Consider the following 20,477-nt stretch of genomic DNA (forward strand, 5'->3'; position numbering starts at 1 on the left):
TCCGGCGGCCTCTTTCCCATATTCGCCTGCGTCCGACCCAGATGCGAAACCGCAGGAGAGACCGCCATGCGCGCCTACGAGATGTCCGCCGCCGCCGGCCTCGACAGTTGGAAGAGTGCCGAGCGCCCGACACCCGAACCGGGCCGCGGGCAGGTTCTGGTGCGAATCCGTGCGGCTTCCCTCAATTACCGCGACCTGCTGATCTGCCAGGGCCGTTACCCGTTCGCGGTCAATCTCGACCGGTTGATCCCGCTCTCGGACGGGGCCGGCGAGATCGTCGCGCTGGGCGACGGCGTGCGCCGCTTCACCGGCGGCGAGCGGGTCGCCGGCATCTTCTCCCAGAGCTGGCTCGGCGGCGCGCAGGTACCCGACACGTGGCAGACCGCGCTCGGCGGCGCCATCGACGGGGTGCTGACCGAGTATCAGGTGTTCGACGAGGACGGGTTGGTCACGCTGCCCGATCATCTCAGCTTCGAGGAAGGGGCGACTTTGCCCTGCGCGGCTGTGACGGCCTGGAATGCACTCTACGGGCTGAAAGCTCTGCGGGCCGGCGAAACGGTGCTGACGCTCGGCACCGGCGGCGTCTCGATCTTCGCGATCCAGCTCGCCCACGCGGCCGGGGCGCGGGTCATCGCGACCTCGTCGAGCGATGCCAAACTGGAGCGGGCCCGCGCGCTCGGCGCGCACGAGACCATCAACTATCGCGCCCATCCCGATTGGGAGAGCGAGGTGCGCCGGCTGACCGGCGGAACAGGCGTCGATCACGTGGTCGAGGTCGGCGGCACCGGGACGCTTCCGCGTTCCATCGCCTCGACCCGGCCCGGCGGGCATATCGGCTTGATCGGCCTGCTGGCCCAGGGCGAGGCGTTCGACCCGCTGGCGATCCTCGGCGCGAGCTGCATCGTGCGCGGCGTCGCCGTCGGCCCACGGGAGATGTTCGAGGACATGAACCGCTCGATCGCCCTACACGGGATCAAGCCGGTGATCGACCGGGTCTACGCTTTCGACGAGGCGCCCAGCGCCCTCAAAGCCTTGGCCGAGGCTGCGCATGTCGGCAAGATCGTGATCCGGATCGATTGATGCTCGGGCGTCGGGGGAAGGGGCGGGTGATGCGCGCAGGCGTCGGATGGGGACTTCTCGCGGCCCTCGTATCGCCGGTGGCGGCGAGCGCCGGGGACGTCACGACGGTGCGGACCGAGTCCTTCCCCCGGCCGCCCTATTCCGGGGCGACCTACTACGTCTACGAGCAGGCAGGCCGGACGATCTGCACCAAGCTCGCTGTCTGCAACAAGTTCGAGCAGTGCGAGACCACCTACGTCCCCGGCGCCTTTCGCGCGCCTGAGGACACCGCCACCGGAGAACCCTACGGGACGACGCCCGCGGTGCCGATCGCACCCGCATCTCTCGCCAAGCATGTCTGCCTGACGCGCTTCGGACTCGTGCAGCGGTAAGCCCTACGCCTCGTCGCTCTTGCGAGCCGTTCGGTTCAGCGCCCGCAGCGCCCCGCGGAAGGTGCGCACGTCCTGCTCGGTCATCGCCATGCGGTGGAGCATGTCGCGCATGTTGCGGGCGATGATCTCCTGCTTCTCCGGCGGGTAGAAGCCGGCGCCCGCCAGAGTCTCCTCAAGGCTCGCAAACAGCGAGAGCATCGCTTCGCGGGTGGCGGGCGGCGAGAGCATTTCGCCGGAGAAGCGCAGGGTGGCGAGGCCGGCGGCGCGGCGCCACTCGTAGCCCATCAGCAGCACGGCCTGGGCGAGGTTGAGCGAGGGAAATTCCTCCGTCACCGGGAAGGTGACGATAGCGTCGGCCAGCGACACCTCGTCGTTGCTCAAGCCCACCCGCTCGCGCCCGAACATCAGCCCGATCCGCTCGCCGCGGCCGATTCGCTCGGCGGTGGCCGTCATGGCGTCCTCGGGGGCGAAGACCCGCTTCATCTGCCCGCGCTCGCGGGCGGTGGTAGCGAGGAGACCATGCAGGTCGGCGATGGCCTCCGGCAGCGTGGCATAGACCTTAGCCCCATCGAGCACGTACGTCGCGCCGGACGCCGCCTCACGCACGCCCTTCTTCGGCCAGCCGTTCTTGGGCGCCACCAAGCGCAACTCGGACAGACCGAAATTCGCCATGGCGCGGGCGGTCATGCCGATGTTCTCGGCAAGTTGCGGCTCGACCAGGATGACGACGGGGGCGCTCATGGCCGCCCTCTCGCACGCCGCGATCACAGCCTCAATCCGGGAAGAGCAGCGATTCCCAATCTCGCACCCCACTCATGACGTGCAGGATCTCGATCCGCTCGCTGCGCGCCCGGTAGAAGATGAGGTAGGAACCGTAGGAGCGCCGCCGCACGCCGCTATCCGCGTGAAGCGGTACCAGCGGAAAGCTTTCGGGAAACTCGGCGAGTTGCAGGCACCGCTCGACCAATTCGGTGACGAAGCTGGCCGCCCGGCGCGGATTGTCCTCGGCCATGAAGTCACCGATGCGCTCCAGATCGGCTTCAGCCTCGGCGGTGAAGACGACGATCATGCATCCGGGCCGGACATTGATTCGTATTTGGCGATCAATCGCGCCTTGACGTCTTCGGCCGGTGTCACCCGGCCGGCGTCGGCATCGGCGGTGCCGCGGGCCAGGGCCGCATCGAGCAGCGATAGGCGCTTCTCGCGCTCCTCGACCAAGCGCACGCCCTCGCGAAGAACCTCGCTGCGAGAGCCGTAGCGGCCCTCCTTCACAAGCGAAGTGACATAGCTTTCGAGGCGGGTTCCGAGATCGGCGCTACTCGGCATCGTCGCTGCTCCCGTCGCTGCGGAAGCGGGAGGATAACTGTTATCGGGTGTGACGCAAAGGAATGCGCGCCGATGGCAAGGCCACCGACGCGCGTTCCAAAATTCTCAGATCTTACCGTCGAGGCCCATCTGGTAGTACTTGTGCACGATCTTATCCTGGTTCTCGAGGAGCCAGTCGATCGAGGGCTCGTTGGTCATGGCCTTGCGGATCGCCTCGGTCATGCCCTTGCGCTGGATCTCGAACAACGCCTTGTGGTCGATGTTCTCGTCCTGGATCACGCCGGGGCTGAGCCAGACCGAGCAGATGATGCCGAGGTCGTTGGCCTTCTCCTTGGGGATGTAGCCGGCCCGCACCGCATCGAGCACGCCGTTGGCGATGGCATACTGGACCGTGCCCATCAGGATCGAGGTGTATTTGTTCTCGGTCACGCTCACCTTGGAGACGCACAGCGTCACCGGGCGGACCATGATATCGGTGTTCAGGAGCGCGAAGACGCGGCTATGGCCGACGACCTGATCGCCGGTGAGGGTGGCGAGCGCGGTGCCGACCGGCCCGTCGAGCTCGCCGATGATGACCTCGGGTTCGGACGCGGTGTTGGGCGGGCCGCCCGCGACGAGGGCCTCGCCGGCGCGCAGGATGATGCGGTCGCTCATGGTGTGTCCTTCCTCGTGATCGGCCGTTTGTCTTGACGCCGCGGGTCGTCGCAGCGCCGGCCGGGTTTGTCCAGGCCGCTTAGCGCGGCCGTGGCGTGCGCTCTTGCGCGGGAGCGACACTCGCTTTGGCCGGTGACCGCGCCGGGTGGCCGCGGCACGGCGCGTCGTTTATGCCCGCCTCCCATGACGGAGACTGGAAACGACCGCGACGGCCTGCGCACCGTCGTGGCGCTGATTGAGATCCAGGGCGGCCTCGTCGGCCTCTGGGCCTTCCTGCACGACCTGATGCAGACCGGTGCCGCGGTGCCGCTCACGCTGCTGCCCGGTGTGCTGTTCATCGGTCTCGTGCTGGCGGCGAGCGTGGTCGCGGGAGTGGCGCTGTGGCAGGACCGACGCTGGGGCTACACCCTCTCCGTACCGGTGCAGCTCGCTCAGGTGATCTGGTTCGTGAGCGCAGGGCTCACCGTCCGTATCTCGGCGAGCGGCTGGCTGCTCGCCGACGTCTTTCTTCGCGCGCCTGCCGAGGGCGGGCTCGTGCTCGGGTGGCAGTTCGATGCAGCGCGCAAGGGCGGCTACGCCCTCTCGCTGGCTCCGCGGGAGGATTTCACCCTCGCGCTGAACCTGATCGCCCTCGCCATCCTGATCTGGCTCGGATTTCGCCTGCGCGGCCTGCTGCCGTTCCGCAGGGGCGGGTAACAGTTTCGCGCATCCGAAACCGGCACTTCGAGCCCGGCTTTGTCGCCTTGCTGCGCTGCGTTATAGGGGCGGCGACAGGGTTCCGGAGAGACGCGCGAAGGGCAGCCGGCCGGGCGCGCGGCACCGGGCAACTGAGGGACCGACATGGCGAAGATCAAGGTGGCCAATCCGGTCGTCGAGCTCGACGGCGACGAGATGACCCGGATCATCTGGGCGGAGATCAAGAACAAGCTCATCCACCCCTACCTCGATCTCGATCTCGACTATTACGATCTCGGCGTCGAGCACCGCGACGCGACGAACGATCAGGTGACGGTCGATGCGGCCGAGGCGATCAAGCGCCACGGCGTGGGCGTGAAATGCGCCACGATCACGCCGGACGAGGCCCGCGTTGAAGAGTTCAAGCTCAAGGAGATGTGGCGTTCGCCCAACGGCACGATCCGCAACATCCTCGGCGGCGTCATCTTCCGCGAGCCGATCATCTGCTCCAACGTCCCGCGCCTCGTGCCCGGCTGGACCCAGCCCTTCGTCATCGGCCGCCACGCCTACGGCGACCAGTACCGCGCCACCGACTTCAAGGTGCCGGGTAAGGGCCGCCTGACGATCAAGTTCGAGGGTGACGACGGCACCGTCATCGAGAAGGAAGTGTTCAAGTTCCCCGACGCCGGCGTCGCGATGTCGATGTACAACCTCGACCAGTCGATCATCGATTTCGCCCGGGCCTCGTTCAACTATGGCTTGGCCCGCAAATACCCGGTCTACCTGTCCACCAAGAACACCATCCTCAAGGTCTATGACGGCCGCTTCAAGGATCTGTTCCAAAAGGTGTTCGACGAGGAGTTCAAGTCGAAGTTCCAGTCGCTCGGCCTCGTCTACGAGCACCGCCTGATCGACGACATGGTGGCCTCGTGCCTGAAGTGGTCGGGTGGCTACGTCTGGGCCTGCAAGAACTACGACGGCGACGTGCAGTCGGACACGGCGGCGCAGGGCTTCGGCTCGCTCGGCCTGATGACCTCGGTGCTGATGACGCCGGACGGCCAGACCGTCGAGGCAGAGGCCGCCCACGGCACCGTGACGCGCCACTACCGCGAGCACCAGAAGGGCAAGGCGACCTCGACCAACTCGATCGCCTCGATCTTCGCCTGGACCCGCGGCCTGTCGCACCGGGCCAAGCTCGATGACAACGGCGATCTCGCAAAGTTCGCCGCGACCCTTGAGAAGGTCTGCGTCGATACGGTCGAGGCCGGTCACATGACGAAGGATCTCGCCCTCCTCGTCGGCCCGGACCAGAAGTGGCTCACCACCGACGGCTTCCTCGACAAGGTCGACGAGAACCTGAAGACGGCGATGGCCGTCTGAGGCCCCAGCCTCACCGCCCTCCCCCCACCGAGGGGGGAGGGTTGAGAAATCTCAGCCGGCCTTCTTCGCCGCATTCCGCTTGCGCGTCTCGGCTGCCTTCTTGGCCGAGGCGGAGCGCTGCTCCTTCGTGCGCGAAGCCGAGGCGGTGCCGCCGCTGCGGCCGCCCTTGTGCGCGGCGGGATGGTCGGTCGCCTTGCCGCGGCCCAAGCCGCCGGGCTTCTTGCCGCCGCCGTCGTCCTTGTTGACGGTCGCCCAGGCGCGGGCTTCCGCTTCCTTTTCCGGCACGCCGCGGGACTCGTAGGATTCGGCGATGTGCTCCGCCTTGCGGACTTGTTTGTCGGTGTATTTCGACTTGTCGCCCTGAGCCATGGTGCTCTCCCGATCTGCCCGCGCCGGTCAGCTCTGGCCCGGCGCGTCGATGGCCGCCCGCACTCTCCGGATCAGCTCGGCCCGGCGGTACGGCTTGTTCAGGATGTCGAACTCCGGACGCTCGATCCCGGTTCGCTCCAGGCTGGCTTCGGCATAGCCGGTGGTGAGCAGGATTTTCAGATCGGGGTGGCGGCGGCGCGCCTCGCGGGCGAGCGTCAGGCCGTCCATGCCGCCGGGCATGATCAGGTCGGAGAACAGCAGGTCGATCTCCGGGTGGTCGTTCAGGATCTCTAGGGCCTCGCGGCCGTGGCGGGCCATCAGCGTGCCGTAGCCGTAATCGCGCAGGATCGCCCGGGCGAGTTCGGCGACGTCGGCGCGGTCGTCCACGATCAGGATCGTTTCCGTGCCCGGCCGCTCCTCGACAACGGCCGCCGGTGCCGTGCTCTCCGGCGCACTGGCCTCGTCGCTCGCCGGGAACGCGAGACGCACGGTCGTCCCCTCCCCCATCACCGACTCGATCTGCGCGAAGCCGCCGGATTGTTTGGCGAAACCGTAGACCATCGAAAGGCCGAGCCCCGTGCCTTTCCCCTCCTCCTTGGTGGTGAAGAACGGGTCCATCACCCGTGCCAGCATGTCCGAGGGGATGCCGGCGCCCGTATCGGTCACCGCGACGCTCACGAGCCGGCCCGAACCGTCCGGCCGGCCGGATTCCGCATTGCGGGTCGTGATGGTGACGCGCCCGCCCTCCGGCATCGCGTCGCGGGCGTTGATGAGCACGTTGAGCAGGGCGACCTCGGCTTGAGTCCGGTCGATCCGGCACGGCCAGAGGTCGAGGGCGAGATCGGTCTCGATCGTCACCGCGTCGCCGAGCGTGCGCCCGGCCAGCTCCTTCATCTCGGCGACGAGGTCGTTGAGGTTGAGGGTGCGGCCGTCGAGGCGCTGCTTGCGGGCAAAGGCGAGCAGTTGCTGCGTCAGGGTCGAGGCCCGCTCGGCCGCCTCGCGGATATTGCCGACCGCGCGCCCCATGCGGCCCCTGTCGGCGTCCTGCCGATCCAGGTTGGTCGCCAGCGAATCGGCGTAGCCCAGGATCACCTGGAGCAGGTTGTTGAAGTCGTGGGCGATGCCGCCGGTGAGCTGGCCGATCGCCTCCATCTTCTGGGCTTGATGCAGCGATTCCTCCGCCATCCGGCGGCGGGTGATGTCGAGCTGCGAGCCGAAGAAGTACAGGAGGTCCCCGGCGGCGTTGTAAACCGGGCTCACGAACAGCGCGTTCCAGAAGCTCGAGCCATCCTTGCGGTAGTTGAGGATCTCGGTGGCCATGTCGCGCCGCGCCGCGACGGCCTCGCGCACCTGCGCCCGCGTCGCCGGATCGGTCTCGGGGCCTTGGAGGAAGCGGCAGTTGCGGCCGATCACCTCGTCCCGCGCGTAGCCGGTCATTTCGAGGAAGGCTTGGTTGACGAACACGATCGGGTGGTCGTCCCGGTTCGGATCGACCACCACCATCGGCATGCGCGTCATTGCGACGGCGGCGAAGAAGATGCCGCTGCCGGACTCGAATTCGCGGCCTTCCGGACCTGCCTCGACACTGGGATGGGCGCCGTGGGGTCGTTTTTCGGGGATGTTGTCGGTCATGCAAACCCGCGGCGTGACAAGTCTCGGGAGGCTGCCGGCACGGCCGGCGCATCCGCGAGGCAGAGCGTAAGATAAGGCTGCGGGAAGGAAAGAGGCTCCGGAGCGCAGAGGCTCCGGAGCCCATCGAAATCGGCAGGGGCCGCTTGTGGCGAGCGGCCCCTCGCCCGCACCGTCAGGCCTCCTCGTCGATGCCGAAGCTCACGCTCTCGACATTCGCCCGCTCGAAGGCCTGCATCACGTACTGGTAGGAGCGCTCCATGTCGCTGTGCTCCTCGTCCTCGTTCTCGACGGGTTTGAGGACGAACATCAGCATCGAGCGGCCCGTGACCGAGTAGCTCTCGCCGACCGCGAAGCTTTCCACCTCCTGGCTGTCGGGCAGGTTGGTATCGAGCAGCCGCGTCCAAGAGGTGCCGCCCGGCGCCTCGGGGAAGGTAAAGTCCACCACGTCGTGATAGGCGTTGTAGAACAAGAGCAGCGTGGCATCGCCGCCGCGCTTGTGGATGCCGCTCGCCTGGGCGCGCCCGTCGAGCAGCACGGCCAGCGTCCGCGAGTTGCCGTCGTTCCAGTTCTCCGGGCTCATCTCGGTGCCGGTCGGCGTGAGCCAAGTCACGTCCTTGACGCCGAACTCCTCGTCATAGGCGCCCGTGACGAAGCGACCGCGCGACAGCATCGGCAGGGCGTTGCGCAGCAGAATCAGGCGCTGCGTGAACTCGGCCAGATCCCGCTCCTCCTCGCCGATGGCGCCCCAATCGACCCAGCTCACCTCGTTGTCCTGGCAATAGGCGTTGTTGTTGCCCTTCTGCGTGCGGGCGAACTCGTCGCCGGCGAGCAGCATCGGCGTGCCCTTCGACAGGAACAGGGTGGCCAGCATGTTGCGCATCTGGCGCAGGCGCACCGAGCGGATCTCGGGATCGTCGGTCGGGCCCTCGACACCGTAATTGTAGGAGAGGTTGTGGCCGTGCCCGTCGCGGTTGCCCTCCTCGTTCGCCTCGTTGTGCTTCTCGTTGTACGAGACCGTATCGTTCAGCGTGAAGCCGTCATGGGCTGTGATGAAGTTCACCGAAGCCCAGGGCCGGCGCCCGCGCTTGTTGAACTTGTCGGCCGAGGCGGTGATGCGCGAGGCGAGCCCCGGCAGCAGCCCGGCATCGCCCTTCCAATAGCCGCGCACGTCGTCGCGGAACCGGTCGTTCCACTCGGCCCAGCCCGGCGGGAAGCCGCCGACCTGATAGCCGCCGGGGCCGCAATCCCACGGCTCGGCGATGAGCTTGACGTCGTTGAGCACCGGATCCTGGCGGCAGGTGTCGAGGAAGCCGCCGCCTTCGTCGAAGCCGTAGGGTTCGCGGCCGAGAATCGTCGCCAGATCGAAGCGGAAGCCATCGACCCGCATCTCGGTCGCCCAATAACGGAGCGAGTCCGTGACGAGCTGCAGCACGCGGGGATGCGAGAGGTTGAAGGTGTTCCCGGTGCCGGTGTCGTTGATGTAGTAGCGCGGCTGGTTCGGCAGCAGCCGGTAGTAGGAGGCGTTGTCGACGCCCTTGAACGACAGGGTCGGGCCCTTCTCGTTGCCCTCGGCCGTGTGGTTGTAGACTACGTCGAGGATCACCTCGAGGCCGGCGCCGTGCATGCGCGCCACCATCTCCTTGAACTCGGAGAAGGCAAAATCCGGCACGGCCGCATAGCGCCGGGCGGGGGTGAAGAACGAGATGGTGTTGTAGCCCCAGTAATTGATGAGGTCCTTCTGCTGCAGGTAGTCGTCCTGCACGAAGGAATGCACCGGCAGCAGCTCGACCGAGGTGATGCCCAGGCTCTTGATGTAGTCGAGCACCGCCGGGTTGCCGAGGCCGGCATAGGTGCCGCGCAGCTTCTCGGGCACGGCCGGGTGCAGCTTGGTGAAGCCCTTGACGTGGGTCTCGTAGATGATCGTGCGCTCCCACGGCACGCGGGGCTTCACGTCCCGGCCCCAGGTGAAGGCCGGGTCGATCACACGGGAGCGGCGGGTGTAGGGGGCCGAATCGCGCTCATCGAAGGTGAGGTCGTCGCCCGTCTCCATCTTGTAGCCGAACAGGGCCGGGTTCCACTGGATCGTGCCGACCAGACCCTTGGCATAGGGGTCGATGAGGAGCTTGTTCGGGTTGAAGCGGTGGCCGGCCTCGGGCTCGTAGGGGCCGTGGACGCGGTAGCCGTAGATCGTTCCGGGCCGCGCATCCGGCAGATAGCCGTGCCAGACCTCGTCGGTGTACTCGGGCAGCTCAATGCGCTCGATCTCGTTCTCGCCGGCATCGTCGAACAGGCACAGCTCGACCTTCGTGGCATGGGCCGAGAACAGCGCGAAGTTCACGCCGCGGCCATCCCAGGTCGCACCGCGGGGATGCGGCGAGCCTTCGCGGATACGCGTGCGCGATGTGCGCGGCCTCGGCGTCGCAGTCCTGTCGGTATCGGCCATCGATCGTCCCATTCTCACTTATGGCGGTCCCCGCGGGTCCAGCCGGACTCTGAACGTGCACGGAACGGCGAAGCTCCGTGTCGTCTGACGCGACGCAGCAAATTTTTCCCGATCCGCTGCGCGCCGCTGCGGATGTGGTAGGCCTTGGACGAAACTCACGGTGGGGGCTCGCGTTGCAAGACCCCTCATCGATCGACACGGACAGGTTCGAGGGGGGACCATCGCCCATGATCGAAGACCCCGAGCATCGGCCCGCCGGGCTTCAAGCGCTGGCTGAGCGGCACGGCGTCAGCCTGGAGGCGGTACGCCATCTGCTGCGCGCGCTCCAGGCGGGACAGGGCAACATGGCCCAGTTCGATCACCCCGATCTCGGCGGCTTCGGCCAGTGGTCGCGTGGCGGCATGGTGATGGTCGGGCGCATGAACGACCATGCCCTGAAGGCGCAGGTCGATGCCCTGTGCACCGAACTCGCCGCAGCCCTGCCGCTCTCCGGCTTCCGCGAGGAAGCGGCTTCGGGCAATTGGTGGCCGGACGAACTGGGGCTGCCGTCGAGCGCGGGCGCACAGAACGCGACGCGGTACGCCTTCTTCCCCGAGCGGCGGCGCCTCGCCATCGAGACCGACGGGCGGCTCACCCTCTACGACACCGGGGACCGCCTCGTGACCGGAGCGAGCCAGCAGCAGGGCGGCACCTCCTCGCTGCGTTTCAGCGGGCCGCAGGGGAGCTTCATGCTGGAAGATCTGACGCCGGTCGAGCGGGATGCGGCGGCGGCGCCGTCGGCGCCCAGACCGTCGGCGGATGCGAGCGCTGCCGCGTTCGCGTCGTCATCGGTCGCCCCCGTGGCCAGCCCGGTTCCGTCGGTGCCGGCCGCCAGCCGGCCGAACGCCGCCCCCTCCGGTGCCCCCACGGGTGCAGGCCCGGCCGACATCCTCTCGATCCTCGAACGGCTGGCCGATCTGCACAAGAAAGGCGTGCTGACCGAAGGGGAGTTCTCCGCCAAGAAGGCGGAGCTGCTGGCGCGGCTCTGATTCGGTTATCCGCTCGATCCAAGCGGGGACCGGATCAGCAAGTCCGCGCGGCGACTGAGGTGGGATCCCGCCGAAGCTGAAATTCGCCATCCCGAAGGGATCAACCGAATTTGGGATGACACGACGGCCTGTCGCCGCAGGCCCCGCCGGAAGGCCGCTCTCGCCCTAGATTCAGGCCATGGCCCCGCGCGACCTCATCGACATCGACCGCATCTTCCACGAGCCGGCGGTCGCCGACTATCCGCGCGGGCGTGAGATCCTGGCCCGCTATCCGAACGCAGAGCGGATCGAGGTCCCGTCACACTGGAACATCCCGGAACTGCACGGCAATGCCGGCTCGGTCGAGGACTGGGTGCGGATCAAGCGATCGACGCTGGTGCTCGGCGTCAAGAAGGGGCTCGCGATGCGGCCCAACGGCCGTTCCGCCCACTTCATCGCGCCCTCGACCTCGAACGGCTGCGCGATGGCCTGCGCCTACTGCTACGTGCCGCGCCGCAAGGGGTTTTCTAACCCGATCTCGCTGTTCGTGAACGTCGATGCGGTCTGCGCGGCGATCACCCGACATGCAGCCAAGCAAGGCCCGCTGCCGAAGCCCGATCAGATCGACCCAGAGGCCTGGGTCTACGATCTCGGCGAGAACGGCGACCTCTCGGCCGACGCGATGATCTGCGACAACGTCCGCGATCTCGTCGCGCAATTCCGCGCAATTCCCAACGCCAAGGGCTCGTTCGCGACGAAGGCCGTGAACCGCGATCTCCTCGCCTACGATCCGCGAGGCCGCACCCGCATCCGCTTCTCGCTGATGCCGGCGCGGATCGCGCGGGTCGTCGATGTGCGCACCGCCCCGATCCCCGAGCGGATCGCCGCGATCGACGACTTTCTGCGGGCCGGCTACGAGGTCCACGTCAATTTCTCGCCCGTGATCCTCTACGAGGGCTGGGAGGCGGATTGGGCGGCCCTGTTCGACGAGATCGACGGGATGATCTCGGACGCGGCCAAGGGCCAGCTCGCCTGCGAGATCATCATGCTGACGCACAATGCCGGGCTGCACGCGGTCAATCTCGGCTGGCACCCCAAGGCCGAGGATCTGCTCTGGCGGCCGGACATCCAGGAGGCCAAGCGCTCGGAGGGCGGCGGCGAAAATCTGCGCTACCGGACCGGCTGGAAGGGAAAGTGGCTCGCCCGGTTCAAGGCGCTGCTCGCCGAGCGGATGCCCTATTGCCGGGTGCGCTACGCGTTCTGAAGGAAGGAAACGAATGCCGGATCACGAGAGCTATCTGCGCGAGGCGACCAGACTCGCGCTCGCCAACGTCGCCGAGGGTGGCCGCCCCTATGGTGCGGTGATCGTGCGGGAGGGCGAGGTCGTGGCACGCGTGGCCAACCGCATCCACCGCACCAACGATCCGACCGATCATGCCGAGATGGTGGCCCTGCGGGAGGCGAGCCAGCGGCTCGGCCGGCCCAAGCTCGACGATTGCATCGTCTACGCCAGCGGGCGGCCCTGCCCGATGTGCCATGCGGCGATGCGCCTGGCTGGGGTCAAGCAGGGTTACTTTGCCTTCACCGCCGAGGAGGCGGAAGCTGAGGGCATGCTCAGTGCCGGGATCTATGCCGAGTTGTGCCGGCCGCTGGAAGAGCAGCCGATGCAGGTGCGCCATCACCCGCTCGCCGACGAACCGAACCCCTACCGCGCCTGGGCGGAGCGGAAGGGACGCTGAATACGGGGTTCAGAATGCCTCGCGAAACGCCCGCTGCGGCGGGCGTATCGTGAGCGGCGCTCAGTGCGTCCAGGGTGCCGTGCGGTTGAACTTGAAGTTGTCGGAGTAGGAGAGGCCCTTGCGCGCGATCGGCGGCGGCGTCTCCTCGACGCGATAGGCGATGCCCGAAGCCTTGGCGTAGGCCACCGCCTCGTCCGAGGTGTCGAATTCGAGCCGCACCTGCTGCAGCATGTCGGCGGAGCCGGTCCAGCCCATCAGCGGGTCGGTCTCGCGCGGTTCGGTCTGGTCGAACTCCAGCACCCACTGCTTGGTGCGGGCGAGCCCGGACTGCGTGGGATCCTTGGCGGGACGGTAGATGCGGGCGCTCGGCATCGGACGGCGACGTCTCCGGGGAAGGTATGGTCGGGGCGATAGGATTCGAACCTACGACCCTCTGCTCCCAAAGCAGATGCGCTACCAGACTGCGCTACACCCCGACGCTGTGAGGGAGATACCCCCTCGGCCCCCGGCCGGCAAGGCGCCGCTCGTCACACCAGAATGTCGAGGACGCGTTTCTCGCTCTCGATCGAGGATTTCAGCACGGCGGTGTTGATGGAAACACCAAGCGAGGCCGAAGCCAGCTCCGTGACGGCCGTGACCGGCTCGGCGGCGGATTGCGGTGAGGCGATGCGCGATGCTGCCCCATCGAAGCGTTGCATGGCCGCGCTCAGGCCCGCCGAACTCGTCGAGATTGCCGAGACCATGAACCGCCCTCCCCGCGTGCCGGCAGCTCAGCACGGAAAAGGTAAAGGACGTCCTCAGCCGATCGGCACAACGCGAGGGATCGGCCGCGGCTTGATCGGATCCCCCGACATTCCCACTTCGCCGCAGTCCGGAGCCCCTGCTCTCGCGGGCGCGGAGACAAGGTGTCGCGATGATCGACTTGCATTACTGGCCGACCCCGAACGGCCACAAGGTGACGATGTTCCTGGAGGAGGCCGGCCTCCCCTACACGATCCACCCGGCGGACATCGGCAACGGCGCGCAGTTCGAGCCGGCCTTCCTGAAGATCGCCCCGAACAACCGCATGCCGGCCATCGTCGATCACGAGCCGGCCGAGGGCGGTGCGCCGGTCTCGCTGTTCGAGTCGGGCGCGATCCTGCTCTATCTCGCGGAAAAGACCGGACGCTTCCTCCCCGCCGACCTGCGCGGCCGGGCGGAGACCCTGCAATGGCTGTTCTGGCAGATGGGCGGCCTCGGGCCGATGCTCGGCCAGAATCACCACTTCTCGCAATACGCGCCGGAGAAGATCCCCTACGCCATCGACCGCTACGTCAAGGAGACGAACCGGCTCTACGGCGTTCTCGACCGGCGGCTCGCCGACCGCGAATTCGTTGCGGGCGCCGATTACACCATCGCCGACATGGCGGCCTACCCCTGGATCGTGCCGTGGGAGAAGCAGGGCCAGCGCCTCGACGACCACCCCCATCTGAAGCGCTGGTTCGAGGCGATCAGGGAGCGACCCGCCACCAAGGCCGCCTATGCCCGCGCGGCCGAGGTCAACCCGAACCACGGTCAGCCGATGAGCGAGGACGCCAAGCGCGTGATGTTCGGCCAGACCGCGACGAACACCAAGCGCTGAAGCCGACAGTGCCTCACGCGAGACCCACCGCGGCGGGTCTCTCGTGAGAGTCACGACCGCCCGCTGCGCCGGGCGGCCACCGTGGCGAGTCCGGCAAAATCCTTGTCGCCGTCGCCGTGGGCGATGGCGTCGAGGAGGTTGTCGCGCAGCACGCTGGCGAACGGCATCGGCACGTTGACCGCCTCGCCCGCAGCCAAAGCGAGGCGGACATCCTTGAGGCCGAGCCGCATGGTGAAGCCCGGCGGCTCGTAGCGCCCCTCCATGATCATCGCGCCGTAATTCTTGTAGACCGGCGAGGCGAACAGCGTACTCGTGAGCATCTCCAGCACGTCGGCCCCGGCGATGCCGTGCCCCTCCGCGAACGCGGCCGCCTCGCCCATCGCCTCGATGGCCGAGACCAGCATGAAGTTGCCGGCGAGCTTGACGGCATTGGCCTTCTCCGGCTCCGTGCCGAAGCGCCAGGTCTTGCTGCCCATGGCGTCGAAAAGCGGCTGCACCCGCCCGATCGCCGCATCATCCCCTGCGGCGATGATGTTCAGCGCCCCCTTCTCCGCCGCGTCCGGCCGGCCGAAGACCGGTGCGGAAACGTAAGCCACGCCCGCGCGTCCGTGGACCGCCGCCAGTTCCCTGGCGAGCGCCACCGAGATCGTGGACATTCCGACATGGATGCCGGGCCGCTGCCCGGAATCGAGCAGCCCGCCCTCGATGGTGACGGCGCGCAGGGCCGCGTCGTCGGCGAGCATGGTGATCGCCGCGTCGCCCGCGAAGGCCTCCGCGGCGCTTCCCACGGGCTCGGCGCCCTCGATCGCCCTCGCCGCGTCCGGCGAACGGTTCCACACCCGCACCCGGTGGCCCGCCGCGACGAGCCGTGCCGCCATGACCCGGCCCATGCGGCCGAGCCCGATGAAACCGACATCCATATTTGAAACTCCGGATTTGCTGCCACGTCGCCGTCCGGGGGGGACGCCCCGGCGGGCGATGGGTCGCGAACGGTCGAGCGATCAGTGCGTGTTGAGGAATTCCAGCGTCAGCGTGTTGAACATGTCGGTCGCCTCCATGTGGACGAGGTGGCCGACATTGTTGAGGACCTCGGCTTTTCCGTTCGGCATCCGGCCGGCGAGCGCGCGGGCGTGGCCCGTGTTGTCGCCCATGCTGGAGCGCACCTCCGTCGGCGCGAAGCCCTTGCCGGGGGCGTTGTGGTCGTTCGCGCCCATGATGAACAGGGTCGGCGCCTTCACGAGCGGGATCTCGTGGACGACCGGCTGGCCCCAGATCATCTGGTAGGAGTTCACGAACGACTTGAGCCAGCGGGGATACTCGCCCGAACCCTTCACCCGTTCGCGGATCGACACGAACGGCTCGATGGCCGAGGCGGGAAGCGACAGCGCGTAGCTCGTCATCAGCTGCTTGCGGTAGGTCTCCGCCGTCAGGTCGGCCTCGCGGGCCATCAGGGTCTCGTCGGAGACCGGCGGGACGGTGAAGCGATAATCCTCCAGGCCGATCGGCGCTTCCAGCACGAGGCTGTTGACCCGCTGCGGATAATTGCGGGCCATCCGCACCGCGAGCATGCCGCCCATGGAATGCGCCACGATGTCGAACCGCTGGATCTTCAGGCTGTCGGCGAGCGCCAGGGTGTCGGCGGCCATCCGGTCGAAAGTGAAGGCGCCGACCGGTTTGGAGGACTTGCCGAAGCCGAGCTGATCGGGGACCACGACGCGGTAACCGGCATTCGACAGGTTGCGGATCACCGGTTCCCAGTAGCTCGACGGGAAGTTGCGCCCGTGGAGCAGCAGCACCGTGCGTCCGTTGGCGTTGTCGGCGGCCGGCACATCCATGTAGGCGAGGCGCTGCGCGTCGCCGTCGCGGCTCAGCGGCAGGAAGCGCACCGGAAACGGATAGGCGAAGCCTTCGAGGCCGATGCCAAGCGGCGACGGCTCCTCGGCATGGGCTGCGGGCGCCAGCAACGGCGTCAGCGCGAGACATAACGCGAGGCAAGGTGCGAGGATCGGGTGGGCACGCATGGACACTTCGTCTCCGGCTCGAGCATCGTCCCGAAAGGTGGTCGCCGGCTTTCGAAACCGGACGATGCAGACACAAAACGCGCGCATCGGCTCTGGCGCGGTTTCCGGGGGCGCGCGAACGGCGCAGCCTCCGGTGAGAGACAGATAGGGCGGATCGCCCGCCTGCAAGCACCGGATGATCGACGGTGACGGCGCCGAAGGCCGGAGATAGGGCCGGCGACGGCCTTCCGCCGAGGGAGCGGCTCCTGGCGCTCTGCGCCATGGCGCTCGCCATTTCCATGGCGGTGCTCGACGGAGCGATCGTCAACGTCGCCCTGCCGGTGATCGCGCGGGACCTCGATGTGCCGGCCTCCGAGGCAATCTTCGTCGTCAGTGCCTACCAGATCGCGGTCACTGCCGCCTTGCTGCCGCTCGCCACGCTCGGCGAGATCTGGGGCTACCGCCGGGTTTATCTTGGCGGTCTTGCCGTCTTCACCGTCGCCTCGCTCGCCTGCGCGGTCTCGCCGAACCTTGCAAGCCTCACCGCTGCGCGGGTCGCCCAAGGGCTGGGCGCGGCCGGGATCATGAGCGTCAACATCGCTCTGGTGCGGTTCATCTATCCGACCCGGCTGATCGGGCGCGGCGTCGGCAACGTCGCGCTCATCGTGGCGGTGGCCTCCGCCGCCGGGCCGACGGTTGCCGCCGCGATCCTCTCGGTCGCGGCCTGGCCCTGGCTGTTTCTCGTCAACCTGCCGGTCGGGCTCGTCGCGCTGGCGGTCGGAGCGCGCACGCTGCCGCGAACCCCCCGCTCCGCCCGGCGCTTCGACCTATGGAGCGCGAGTCTCAACGCCCTCACCGTCGGGCTGCTGATCGTCGGTCTCGATGCTCTGGCCGATCCGGAGACCCGCGGGCTCGCCGTGGCCGCAATCGCCGCCGCGGTCGTGGTCGGCATCGTCTTCGTGCGCAGCCAGATCCGGCTCGCGGAGCCGCTGCTGCCGCTCGACCTCCTACGGATTCCGGCCTTCGCCCTGTCGATGGTGGCCTCGGTCTGCTCCTTCGCGGCGCAGATGGTCGCCTACGTCGCCCTGCCCTTCTACTTCCACGACGCCCTCGGCTTCTCGGAGACTCGAACCGGCTTCCTGATGACGCCGTGGCCGCTCGCCATCGCGGCGATGTCGCCCTTTGCCGGCCGGCTCGCCGACCGCTTCCCGCCGGGACTGCTCGGAAGCCTCGGCCTCGTCCTGCTCGCCGCCGGGATGGCGGCGCTGGCGCTTCTGCCGGAGGCGCCGACGACCTTCGACATCGTCTGGCGGCTGACGCTGTCGGGGATCGGTTTCGGGCTGTTCCAGTCGCCCAACAACAAGGTCATCATCACCAGCGCACCGCGGGAGCGCAGCGGTGGCGCCAGCGGCATGCAGGCGAGCGCCCGGCTCGTCGGCCAGTCCCTCGGCGCGGCACTGGTCGCCGTGCTGTTCGGCCTCGTCCCCGGTGGTCCGGCGGGCGCCTTCGCCGTCACCCTGTGGTGCGCCGTCACCCTGGCGCTGGCAGGCGCCCTGGCGAGCGGCCTGCGGCGGACGGGGCCTTGATCCCGCATCTCCGTTCAGCACCAAGCTCCGGCTCGTGCGTTGACGTCACGACAGGGACGATCACGGCCAACGGAGGCGGAGGATGGACATCGACCTGAAGGGGCGCAGCGCCCTCGTCACCGGCTCCACCGGCGGCATCGGCTACGCGGTGGCCCGCGAACTGGCCCGGCTCGGCGCCTATGTCGCCGTCAACGGCCGCACCGGCGAGCGGGTGGAGGCGGCCATCACGCGTCTGCGCGGCGAGGTGCCCGAAGGCGAATTCATCGCCGGCATCGGCGATGTGGGCACCGAGGAGGGGACGGGCGAACTCCTCGCCGCCCTGCCGCGGGTCGACATCCTGGTCAACAATGCCGGCATCTTCGAGCCGAAGCCGTTCTTCGAAATCGCCGATGCCGAGTGGCGCCGCTTCTTCGAGGTGAACGTGATGAGCGGCATCCGCCTCGCGCGGGCCTACGGGCCCGGCATGGTCGAGCGCGGCTGGGGACGGATCGTCTTCATCGCCAGCGAGTCGGGCGTCAACATCCCGCCCGAGATGGTCCATTACGGCGTGACGAAGACGGCGCAGCTCGCTGTCTCCCGCGGTCTTGCCGAGACGGTGGGCGGCAGCGGCGTCACCGTCAACAGCGTACTTCCCGGCCCGACCATGACCGAGGGCGTCGCGGATTTTCTCGAATCGATGGGAGGGGGCGACGGCGATCTGGAGGCCAAAGGCCGCGCCTTCATCGCTGAGAACCGCCCGACCTCGCTCCTGAAGCGCCTCGCGCAGCCGGAGGAGGTGGCGAACATGGTCGCCTATCTGTGCACGCCCGCCGCGAGCGCCACCACGGGGGCGGCCCTGCGGGTCGATGGCGGCGTGCTGCGCGGCATCGCCTGAAGCTCACCGCTCCCGAGCCCACCGGACGTACGGGCCGGACTGACCGGCGCCGTACTCCGAGGGACGGCCCGCGAACGGTTCCTTCAAATCAGGACTTCAGGTGTGCGGCGAGGTGCTTGTTCATCTCGAACATCGAGCACTTGTCCTTGCCGAAGATCTTTTTGAGCTTCTCGTCGGCGAGAATCTCGCGCTTGTTCTCCGGGTTCTGGAGATTGTGCTTTTTGATGTGCTCCCACACCTTGCTGACGACTTCGCCGCGCGGCAGGGGATTGTCGCCGACAATGGCGGCGAGTTCGGGAGACGGCTTCAGGGGCTGCTGAAGCGCGTTGGGCTTGGTGCCGGAGGCGGCCTTCGTGGCGGTCTCCTTCTTCGGGGCACTCTTGGGCGCAGCCGCCTTCTTCTCCGTCGTCTTGGTAGCCATGGTTTCCCTCCGTCCTGCGGACCGGCGATTCGTGACACGAGGCCGAGAGGCATCGGGGCACTGAGGAGCAACAACTAAGCGGTGCCGCGCCCGTTCCAAGTGGAGATCAGCGCCGCCGCGGTGTCCATCCACAGATCAGCGGACCTTTCCGCAGGCCAATCCACTGTCCGAGGGATTTTTTCGCGCCGACCGCGGCGGGGTTCCGGTGATCCCGCCGTCCGACTCCCGCCCGGGCGGGAACCGTGCTGGCCACCTCGCATTCACGCTACACACCCGGATCGCGGGCCTGCCGGGGGCCCTTCGGGAACATGCTGGAGACGTGGATGCCGACGGATCTGCCCGAAGAGCGGGCCCTTCGAAAGCTGGGAACGCTGGAACTGGACCCGACGTCGGGCGAAGGGGTCGCGACCGACGAGACCCCCCGCTTGATCGCCTCGGACAAGGTCGAGGGCACCCCGGTCTATGACAGCACCGGGCGCCACCTCGGCAGCGTTCACAATTTCATGGTCGACAAGGTGTCGGGACAGGTCGCGTATGCCGTCCTGTCCTTCGGCGGCTTTCTCGGCTTCGGCGAAACGCACCATCCCCTGCCGTGGAACGCCCTGACCTATTCGGTCGAACTCGGCGGATACGTCGTCGATATCGACCCCGCCGATCTCGAAGGCGCGCCGACCCAGGGGCCCGGCGAAAATCCGTTCGACGATCCCCGTTTCGGAGGGCGCCTCAACGATCACTGGGGCGGCCGCAAGGCGCCGACCGCCTGAGTGGACCTCGCGAAACGCCGGTCGTTCCGCCGCGCCCGCAGAGGGGCCGGGCGGCGATGGTGCGTTTCGTGAGATCTTTTTAGAACTTGCCGCCGAGGCCGACGCTGCCGGCCGATCCCATCTGGGGCGAGAGGCCGCCGGAACTCGTCCGCGACGTGGTCTCGCCGTCGATCTCCTCCCTGCGGATGCGGCGCGGGCCGTCATCGGCGGTGCGGGTTTCGCCGCGGATGTTCTTCGGCAGCTCCAGAGTGCGGGTCGGGGCGGCGGCGAGCGGACGACCGTCGTCGTCGGTCTGGGCGCTGCGCAGGGGGCGGCCGGGCAGCGTGCCGCGGGCGGAAGGCGGCGGACCGAGATCGGTTTCCGGCATCACGCCGCCGCCGCCGCCGAGCGCCTGGCAGCCGCCCAGGGCCGCTGCAAGAAGGGCCGCGGCGCAGAGTCTCGACGGGTCGAACATGAAGTCTTGTCCTCGTAACGGCCGCCCCCGGCCCTCGGCTCGTGTAAGAGCCTAGCCGGTGACCCGGCCAAGGGGCGGTAG

24 protein-coding genes and 1 tRNA gene are annotated in these 20,477 nt (G+C 68.0%); 11 read left to right on the forward strand and 14 right to left on the reverse strand.

Annotated features, from left to right (window positions below):
• The first annotated feature begins 66 nt into the window (after positions 1–66).
• Together J2W78_RS13235 and J2W78_RS13240 are read left to right on the forward strand one after the other, a co-directional pair.
• Positions 67–1,080, forward strand: a complete 1,014-nt coding sequence (locus J2W78_RS13235) for a zinc-dependent alcohol dehydrogenase family protein (RefSeq protein WP_253371140.1) — start codon at positions 67–69, stop codon at positions 1,078–1,080.
• Between the two features lie 29 nt (positions 1,081–1,109).
• The gene (locus J2W78_RS13240; protein ID WP_253371141.1) at positions 1,110–1,451 is read left to right on the forward strand and encodes a hypothetical protein; all 342 of its coding nucleotides are present in this window, start codon (positions 1,110–1,112) and stop codon (positions 1,449–1,451) included.
• 3 nt (positions 1,452–1,454) lie between these two features.
• Here the strand turns inward: J2W78_RS13240 and J2W78_RS13245 are convergent, their stop codons facing one another.
• The 4 genes from J2W78_RS13245 to J2W78_RS13260 form a co-directional block, all read right to left on the reverse strand.
• Positions 1,455–2,192 (reverse strand): RNA methyltransferase, encoded by a 738-nt coding sequence (locus J2W78_RS13245; protein ID WP_253371143.1) that lies wholly within the window; start codon positions 2,190–2,192, stop codon positions 1,455–1,457.
• Between the two features lie 31 nt (positions 2,193–2,223).
• Complete coding sequence (locus J2W78_RS13250) at positions 2,224–2,520, reverse strand: type II toxin-antitoxin system RelE/ParE family toxin (protein ID WP_253371145.1); 297 nt, start codon at positions 2,518–2,520, stop codon at positions 2,224–2,226.
• Complete coding sequence (locus J2W78_RS13255) at positions 2,517–2,777, reverse strand: type II toxin-antitoxin system ParD family antitoxin (protein WP_253371147.1); 261 nt, start codon at positions 2,775–2,777, stop codon at positions 2,517–2,519. The genes J2W78_RS13250 and J2W78_RS13255 overlap by 4 nt, the downstream gene beginning before the upstream one ends.
• Positions 2,778–2,882: 105 nt before the next feature.
• Positions 2,883–3,431, reverse strand: a complete 549-nt coding sequence (locus J2W78_RS13260; protein ID WP_133090371.1) for a formaldehyde-activating enzyme — start codon at positions 3,429–3,431, stop codon at positions 2,883–2,885.
• Between the two features lie 183 nt (positions 3,432–3,614).
• On the opposite strand from J2W78_RS13260, the gene J2W78_RS13265 reads away from it, so the two are divergent.
• The gene (locus tag J2W78_RS13265; protein ID WP_253371148.1) at positions 3,615–4,127 is read left to right on the forward strand and encodes a hypothetical protein; all 513 of its coding nucleotides are present in this window, start codon (positions 3,615–3,617) and stop codon (positions 4,125–4,127) included.
• Between the two features lie 144 nt (positions 4,128–4,271).
• Complete coding sequence (locus tag J2W78_RS13270; RefSeq protein WP_253371150.1) at positions 4,272–5,486, forward strand: NADP-dependent isocitrate dehydrogenase; 1,215 nt, start codon at positions 4,272–4,274, stop codon at positions 5,484–5,486.
• Between the two features lie 51 nt (positions 5,487–5,537).
• Here the strand turns inward: J2W78_RS13270 and J2W78_RS13275 are convergent, their stop codons facing one another.
• From J2W78_RS13275 to glgX, 3 genes are all read right to left on the reverse strand, one after another.
• Positions 5,538–5,855, reverse strand: coding sequence for a plasmid stabilization protein (locus tag J2W78_RS13275; protein WP_253371152.1), 318 nt, complete (start codon positions 5,853–5,855; stop codon positions 5,538–5,540).
• A 27-nt stretch (positions 5,856–5,882) separates the two neighbouring features.
• Positions 5,883–7,487, reverse strand: a complete 1,605-nt coding sequence (locus J2W78_RS13280; protein ID WP_253371154.1) for a hybrid sensor histidine kinase/response regulator — start codon at positions 7,485–7,487, stop codon at positions 5,883–5,885.
• Between the two features lie 172 nt (positions 7,488–7,659).
• The gene (glgX, locus tag J2W78_RS13285; RefSeq protein ID WP_253371156.1) at positions 7,660–9,930 is read right to left on the reverse strand and encodes a glycogen debranching protein GlgX; all 2,271 of its coding nucleotides are present in this window, start codon (positions 9,928–9,930) and stop codon (positions 7,660–7,662) included.
• A 227-nt stretch (positions 9,931–10,157) separates the two neighbouring features.
• On the opposite strand from glgX, the gene J2W78_RS13290 reads away from it, so the two are divergent.
• The 3 genes from J2W78_RS13290 (at position 10,158) to J2W78_RS13300 (ending at position 12,676) form a co-directional block, all read left to right on the forward strand.
• Positions 10,158–10,958, forward strand: coding sequence for an SHOCT domain-containing protein (locus J2W78_RS13290; RefSeq protein ID WP_253371158.1), 801 nt, complete (start codon positions 10,158–10,160; stop codon positions 10,956–10,958).
• Between the two features lie 178 nt (positions 10,959–11,136).
• The gene (locus tag J2W78_RS13295) at positions 11,137–12,201 is read left to right on the forward strand and encodes a spore photoproduct lyase family protein (protein WP_253371160.1); all 1,065 of its coding nucleotides are present in this window, start codon (positions 11,137–11,139) and stop codon (positions 12,199–12,201) included.
• Positions 12,202–12,214: 13 nt separating this feature from the next.
• Positions 12,215–12,676 carry a nucleoside deaminase gene (locus tag J2W78_RS13300; protein WP_253371162.1) on the forward strand — a complete coding sequence of 154 codons (462 nt, stop codon included), beginning with the start codon at positions 12,215–12,217 and terminating at the stop codon, positions 12,674–12,676.
• 60 nt (positions 12,677–12,736) lie between these two features.
• On the opposite strand, the gene J2W78_RS13305 is transcribed toward J2W78_RS13300, so the two are convergent.
• The 3 genes from J2W78_RS13305 to J2W78_RS13315 form a co-directional block, all read right to left on the reverse strand.
• Complete coding sequence (locus J2W78_RS13305; protein ID WP_253371163.1) at positions 12,737–13,048, reverse strand: ETC complex I subunit; 312 nt, start codon at positions 13,046–13,048, stop codon at positions 12,737–12,739.
• A gap of 27 nt (positions 13,049–13,075) precedes the next feature.
• Positions 13,076–13,152, reverse strand: a tRNA-Pro gene (locus tag J2W78_RS13310).
• Between the two features lie 51 nt (positions 13,153–13,203).
• Positions 13,204–13,419 (reverse strand): hypothetical protein, encoded by a 216-nt coding sequence (locus tag J2W78_RS13315; protein WP_253371166.1) that lies wholly within the window; start codon positions 13,417–13,419, stop codon positions 13,204–13,206.
• A gap of 170 nt (positions 13,420–13,589) precedes the next feature.
• On the opposite strand from J2W78_RS13315, the gene J2W78_RS13320 reads away from it, so the two are divergent.
• On the forward strand, positions 13,590–14,297 hold the full coding sequence (locus tag J2W78_RS13320) for a glutathione binding-like protein (protein ID WP_253371167.1): 708 nt from the start codon (positions 13,590–13,592) through the stop codon (positions 14,295–14,297).
• Positions 14,298–14,347: 50 nt separating this feature from the next.
• Here J2W78_RS13320 and J2W78_RS13325 read toward each other — a convergent pair whose 3' ends face one another.
• A complete protein-coding gene (locus J2W78_RS13325; protein ID WP_253371168.1) occupies positions 14,348–15,217 on the reverse strand; it encodes an NAD(P)-dependent oxidoreductase in 870 nt (289 codons plus the stop codon).
• An 81-nt stretch (positions 15,218–15,298) separates the two neighbouring features.
• Entirely contained in the window at positions 15,299–16,318 is a 1,020-nt protein-coding gene (locus J2W78_RS13330; RefSeq protein WP_301288578.1) for an alpha/beta hydrolase, read from the reverse strand.
• A gap of 185 nt (positions 16,319–16,503) precedes the next feature.
• Between J2W78_RS13330 and J2W78_RS13335 the strand changes: the two genes are divergently transcribed.
• Positions 16,504–17,883, forward strand: a complete 1,380-nt coding sequence (locus J2W78_RS13335) for an MFS transporter (RefSeq protein WP_253371169.1) — start codon at positions 16,504–16,506, stop codon at positions 17,881–17,883.
• Positions 17,884–17,965: 82 nt separating this feature from the next.
• Entirely contained in the window at positions 17,966–18,757 is a 792-nt protein-coding gene (locus J2W78_RS13340) for an SDR family NAD(P)-dependent oxidoreductase (protein WP_253371170.1), read from the forward strand.
• Between the two features lie 88 nt (positions 18,758–18,845).
• Here J2W78_RS13340 and J2W78_RS13345 read toward each other — a convergent pair whose 3' ends face one another.
• Complete coding sequence (locus tag J2W78_RS13345) at positions 18,846–19,178, reverse strand: SWIB/MDM2 domain-containing protein (RefSeq protein WP_253371171.1); 333 nt, start codon at positions 19,176–19,178, stop codon at positions 18,846–18,848.
• 323 nt (positions 19,179–19,501) lie between these two features.
• On the opposite strand from J2W78_RS13345, the gene J2W78_RS13350 reads away from it, so the two are divergent.
• On the forward strand, positions 19,502–19,942 hold the full coding sequence (locus J2W78_RS13350) for a PRC-barrel domain-containing protein (RefSeq protein ID WP_253371172.1): 441 nt from the start codon (positions 19,502–19,504) through the stop codon (positions 19,940–19,942).
• A 79-nt stretch (positions 19,943–20,021) separates the two neighbouring features.
• Here J2W78_RS13350 and J2W78_RS13355 read toward each other — a convergent pair whose 3' ends face one another.
• Positions 20,022–20,396 (reverse strand): hypothetical protein, encoded by a 375-nt coding sequence (locus J2W78_RS13355; protein WP_253371173.1) that lies wholly within the window; start codon positions 20,394–20,396, stop codon positions 20,022–20,024.
• Positions 20,397–20,477 lie beyond the last annotated feature (81 nt).

The organism is Methylorubrum extorquens (genome assembly GCF_024169925.1).
In the GTDB taxonomy this organism is placed as follows: domain Bacteria; phylum Pseudomonadota; class Alphaproteobacteria; order Rhizobiales; family Beijerinckiaceae; genus Methylobacterium; species Methylobacterium extorquens_A.

Excerpts from the sequence above, each read along its gene's own strand:
- J2W78_RS13275 (WP_253371152.1), bottom strand. The coding sequence starts at position 5,855 with ATGGCTCAGGGCGACAAGTCGAAATACACCGACAAACAAGTCCGCAAG.
- J2W78_RS13240 (WP_253371141.1), top strand. The coding sequence starts at position 1,110 with ATGCGCGCAGGCGTCGGATGGGGACTTCTCGCGGCCCTCGTATCGCCG.
- J2W78_RS13315 (WP_253371166.1), bottom strand. The coding sequence starts at position 13,419 with ATGGTCTCGGCAATCTCGACGAGTTCGGCGGGCCTGAGCGCGGCCATG.
- J2W78_RS13265 (WP_253371148.1), top strand. The coding sequence starts at position 3,615 with ATGACGGAGACTGGAAACGACCGCGACGGCCTGCGCACCGTCGTGGCG.
- J2W78_RS13270 (WP_253371150.1), top strand. The coding sequence starts at position 4,272 with ATGGCGAAGATCAAGGTGGCCAATCCGGTCGTCGAGCTCGACGGCGAC.
- J2W78_RS13280 (WP_253371154.1), bottom strand. The coding sequence starts at position 7,487 with ATGACCGACAACATCCCCGAAAAACGACCCCACGGCGCCCATCCCAGT.
- J2W78_RS13325 (WP_253371168.1), bottom strand. The coding sequence starts at position 15,217 with ATGGATGTCGGTTTCATCGGGCTCGGCCGCATGGGCCGGGTCATGGCG.
- J2W78_RS13245 (WP_253371143.1), bottom strand. The coding sequence starts at position 2,192 with ATGAGCGCCCCCGTCGTCATCCTGGTCGAGCCGCAACTTGCCGAGAAC.
- J2W78_RS13320 (WP_253371167.1), top strand. The coding sequence starts at position 13,590 with ATGATCGACTTGCATTACTGGCCGACCCCGAACGGCCACAAGGTGACG.
- J2W78_RS13345 (WP_253371171.1), bottom strand. The coding sequence starts at position 19,178 with ATGGCTACCAAGACGACGGAGAAGAAGGCGGCTGCGCCCAAGAGTGCC.
- J2W78_RS13355 (WP_253371173.1), bottom strand. The coding sequence starts at position 20,396 with ATGTTCGACCCGTCGAGACTCTGCGCCGCGGCCCTTCTTGCAGCGGCC.
- J2W78_RS13300 (WP_253371162.1), top strand. The coding sequence starts at position 12,215 with ATGCCGGATCACGAGAGCTATCTGCGCGAGGCGACCAGACTCGCGCTC.
- J2W78_RS13330 (WP_301288578.1), bottom strand. The coding sequence starts at position 16,318 with ATGCGTGCCCACCCGATCCTCGCACCTTGCCTCGCGTTATGTCTCGCG.
- J2W78_RS13260 (WP_133090371.1), bottom strand. The coding sequence starts at position 3,431 with ATGAGCGACCGCATCATCCTGCGCGCCGGCGAGGCCCTCGTCGCGGGC.
- J2W78_RS13235 (WP_253371140.1), top strand. The coding sequence starts at position 67 with ATGCGCGCCTACGAGATGTCCGCCGCCGCCGGCCTCGACAGTTGGAAG.
- J2W78_RS13340 (WP_253371170.1), top strand. The coding sequence starts at position 17,966 with ATGGACATCGACCTGAAGGGGCGCAGCGCCCTCGTCACCGGCTCCACC.
- J2W78_RS13255 (WP_253371147.1), bottom strand. The coding sequence starts at position 2,777 with ATGCCGAGTAGCGCCGATCTCGGAACCCGCCTCGAAAGCTATGTCACT.
- J2W78_RS13290 (WP_253371158.1), top strand. The coding sequence starts at position 10,158 with ATGATCGAAGACCCCGAGCATCGGCCCGCCGGGCTTCAAGCGCTGGCT.
- J2W78_RS13305 (WP_253371163.1), bottom strand. The coding sequence starts at position 13,048 with ATGCCGAGCGCCCGCATCTACCGTCCCGCCAAGGATCCCACGCAGTCC.
- glgX (WP_253371156.1), bottom strand. The coding sequence starts at position 9,930 with ATGGCCGATACCGACAGGACTGCGACGCCGAGGCCGCGCACATCGCGC.
- J2W78_RS13250 (WP_253371145.1), bottom strand. The coding sequence starts at position 2,520 with ATGATCGTCGTCTTCACCGCCGAGGCTGAAGCCGATCTGGAGCGCATC.
- J2W78_RS13295 (WP_253371160.1), top strand. The coding sequence starts at position 11,137 with ATGGCCCCGCGCGACCTCATCGACATCGACCGCATCTTCCACGAGCCG.
- J2W78_RS13350 (WP_253371172.1), top strand. The coding sequence starts at position 19,502 with ATGCCGACGGATCTGCCCGAAGAGCGGGCCCTTCGAAAGCTGGGAACG.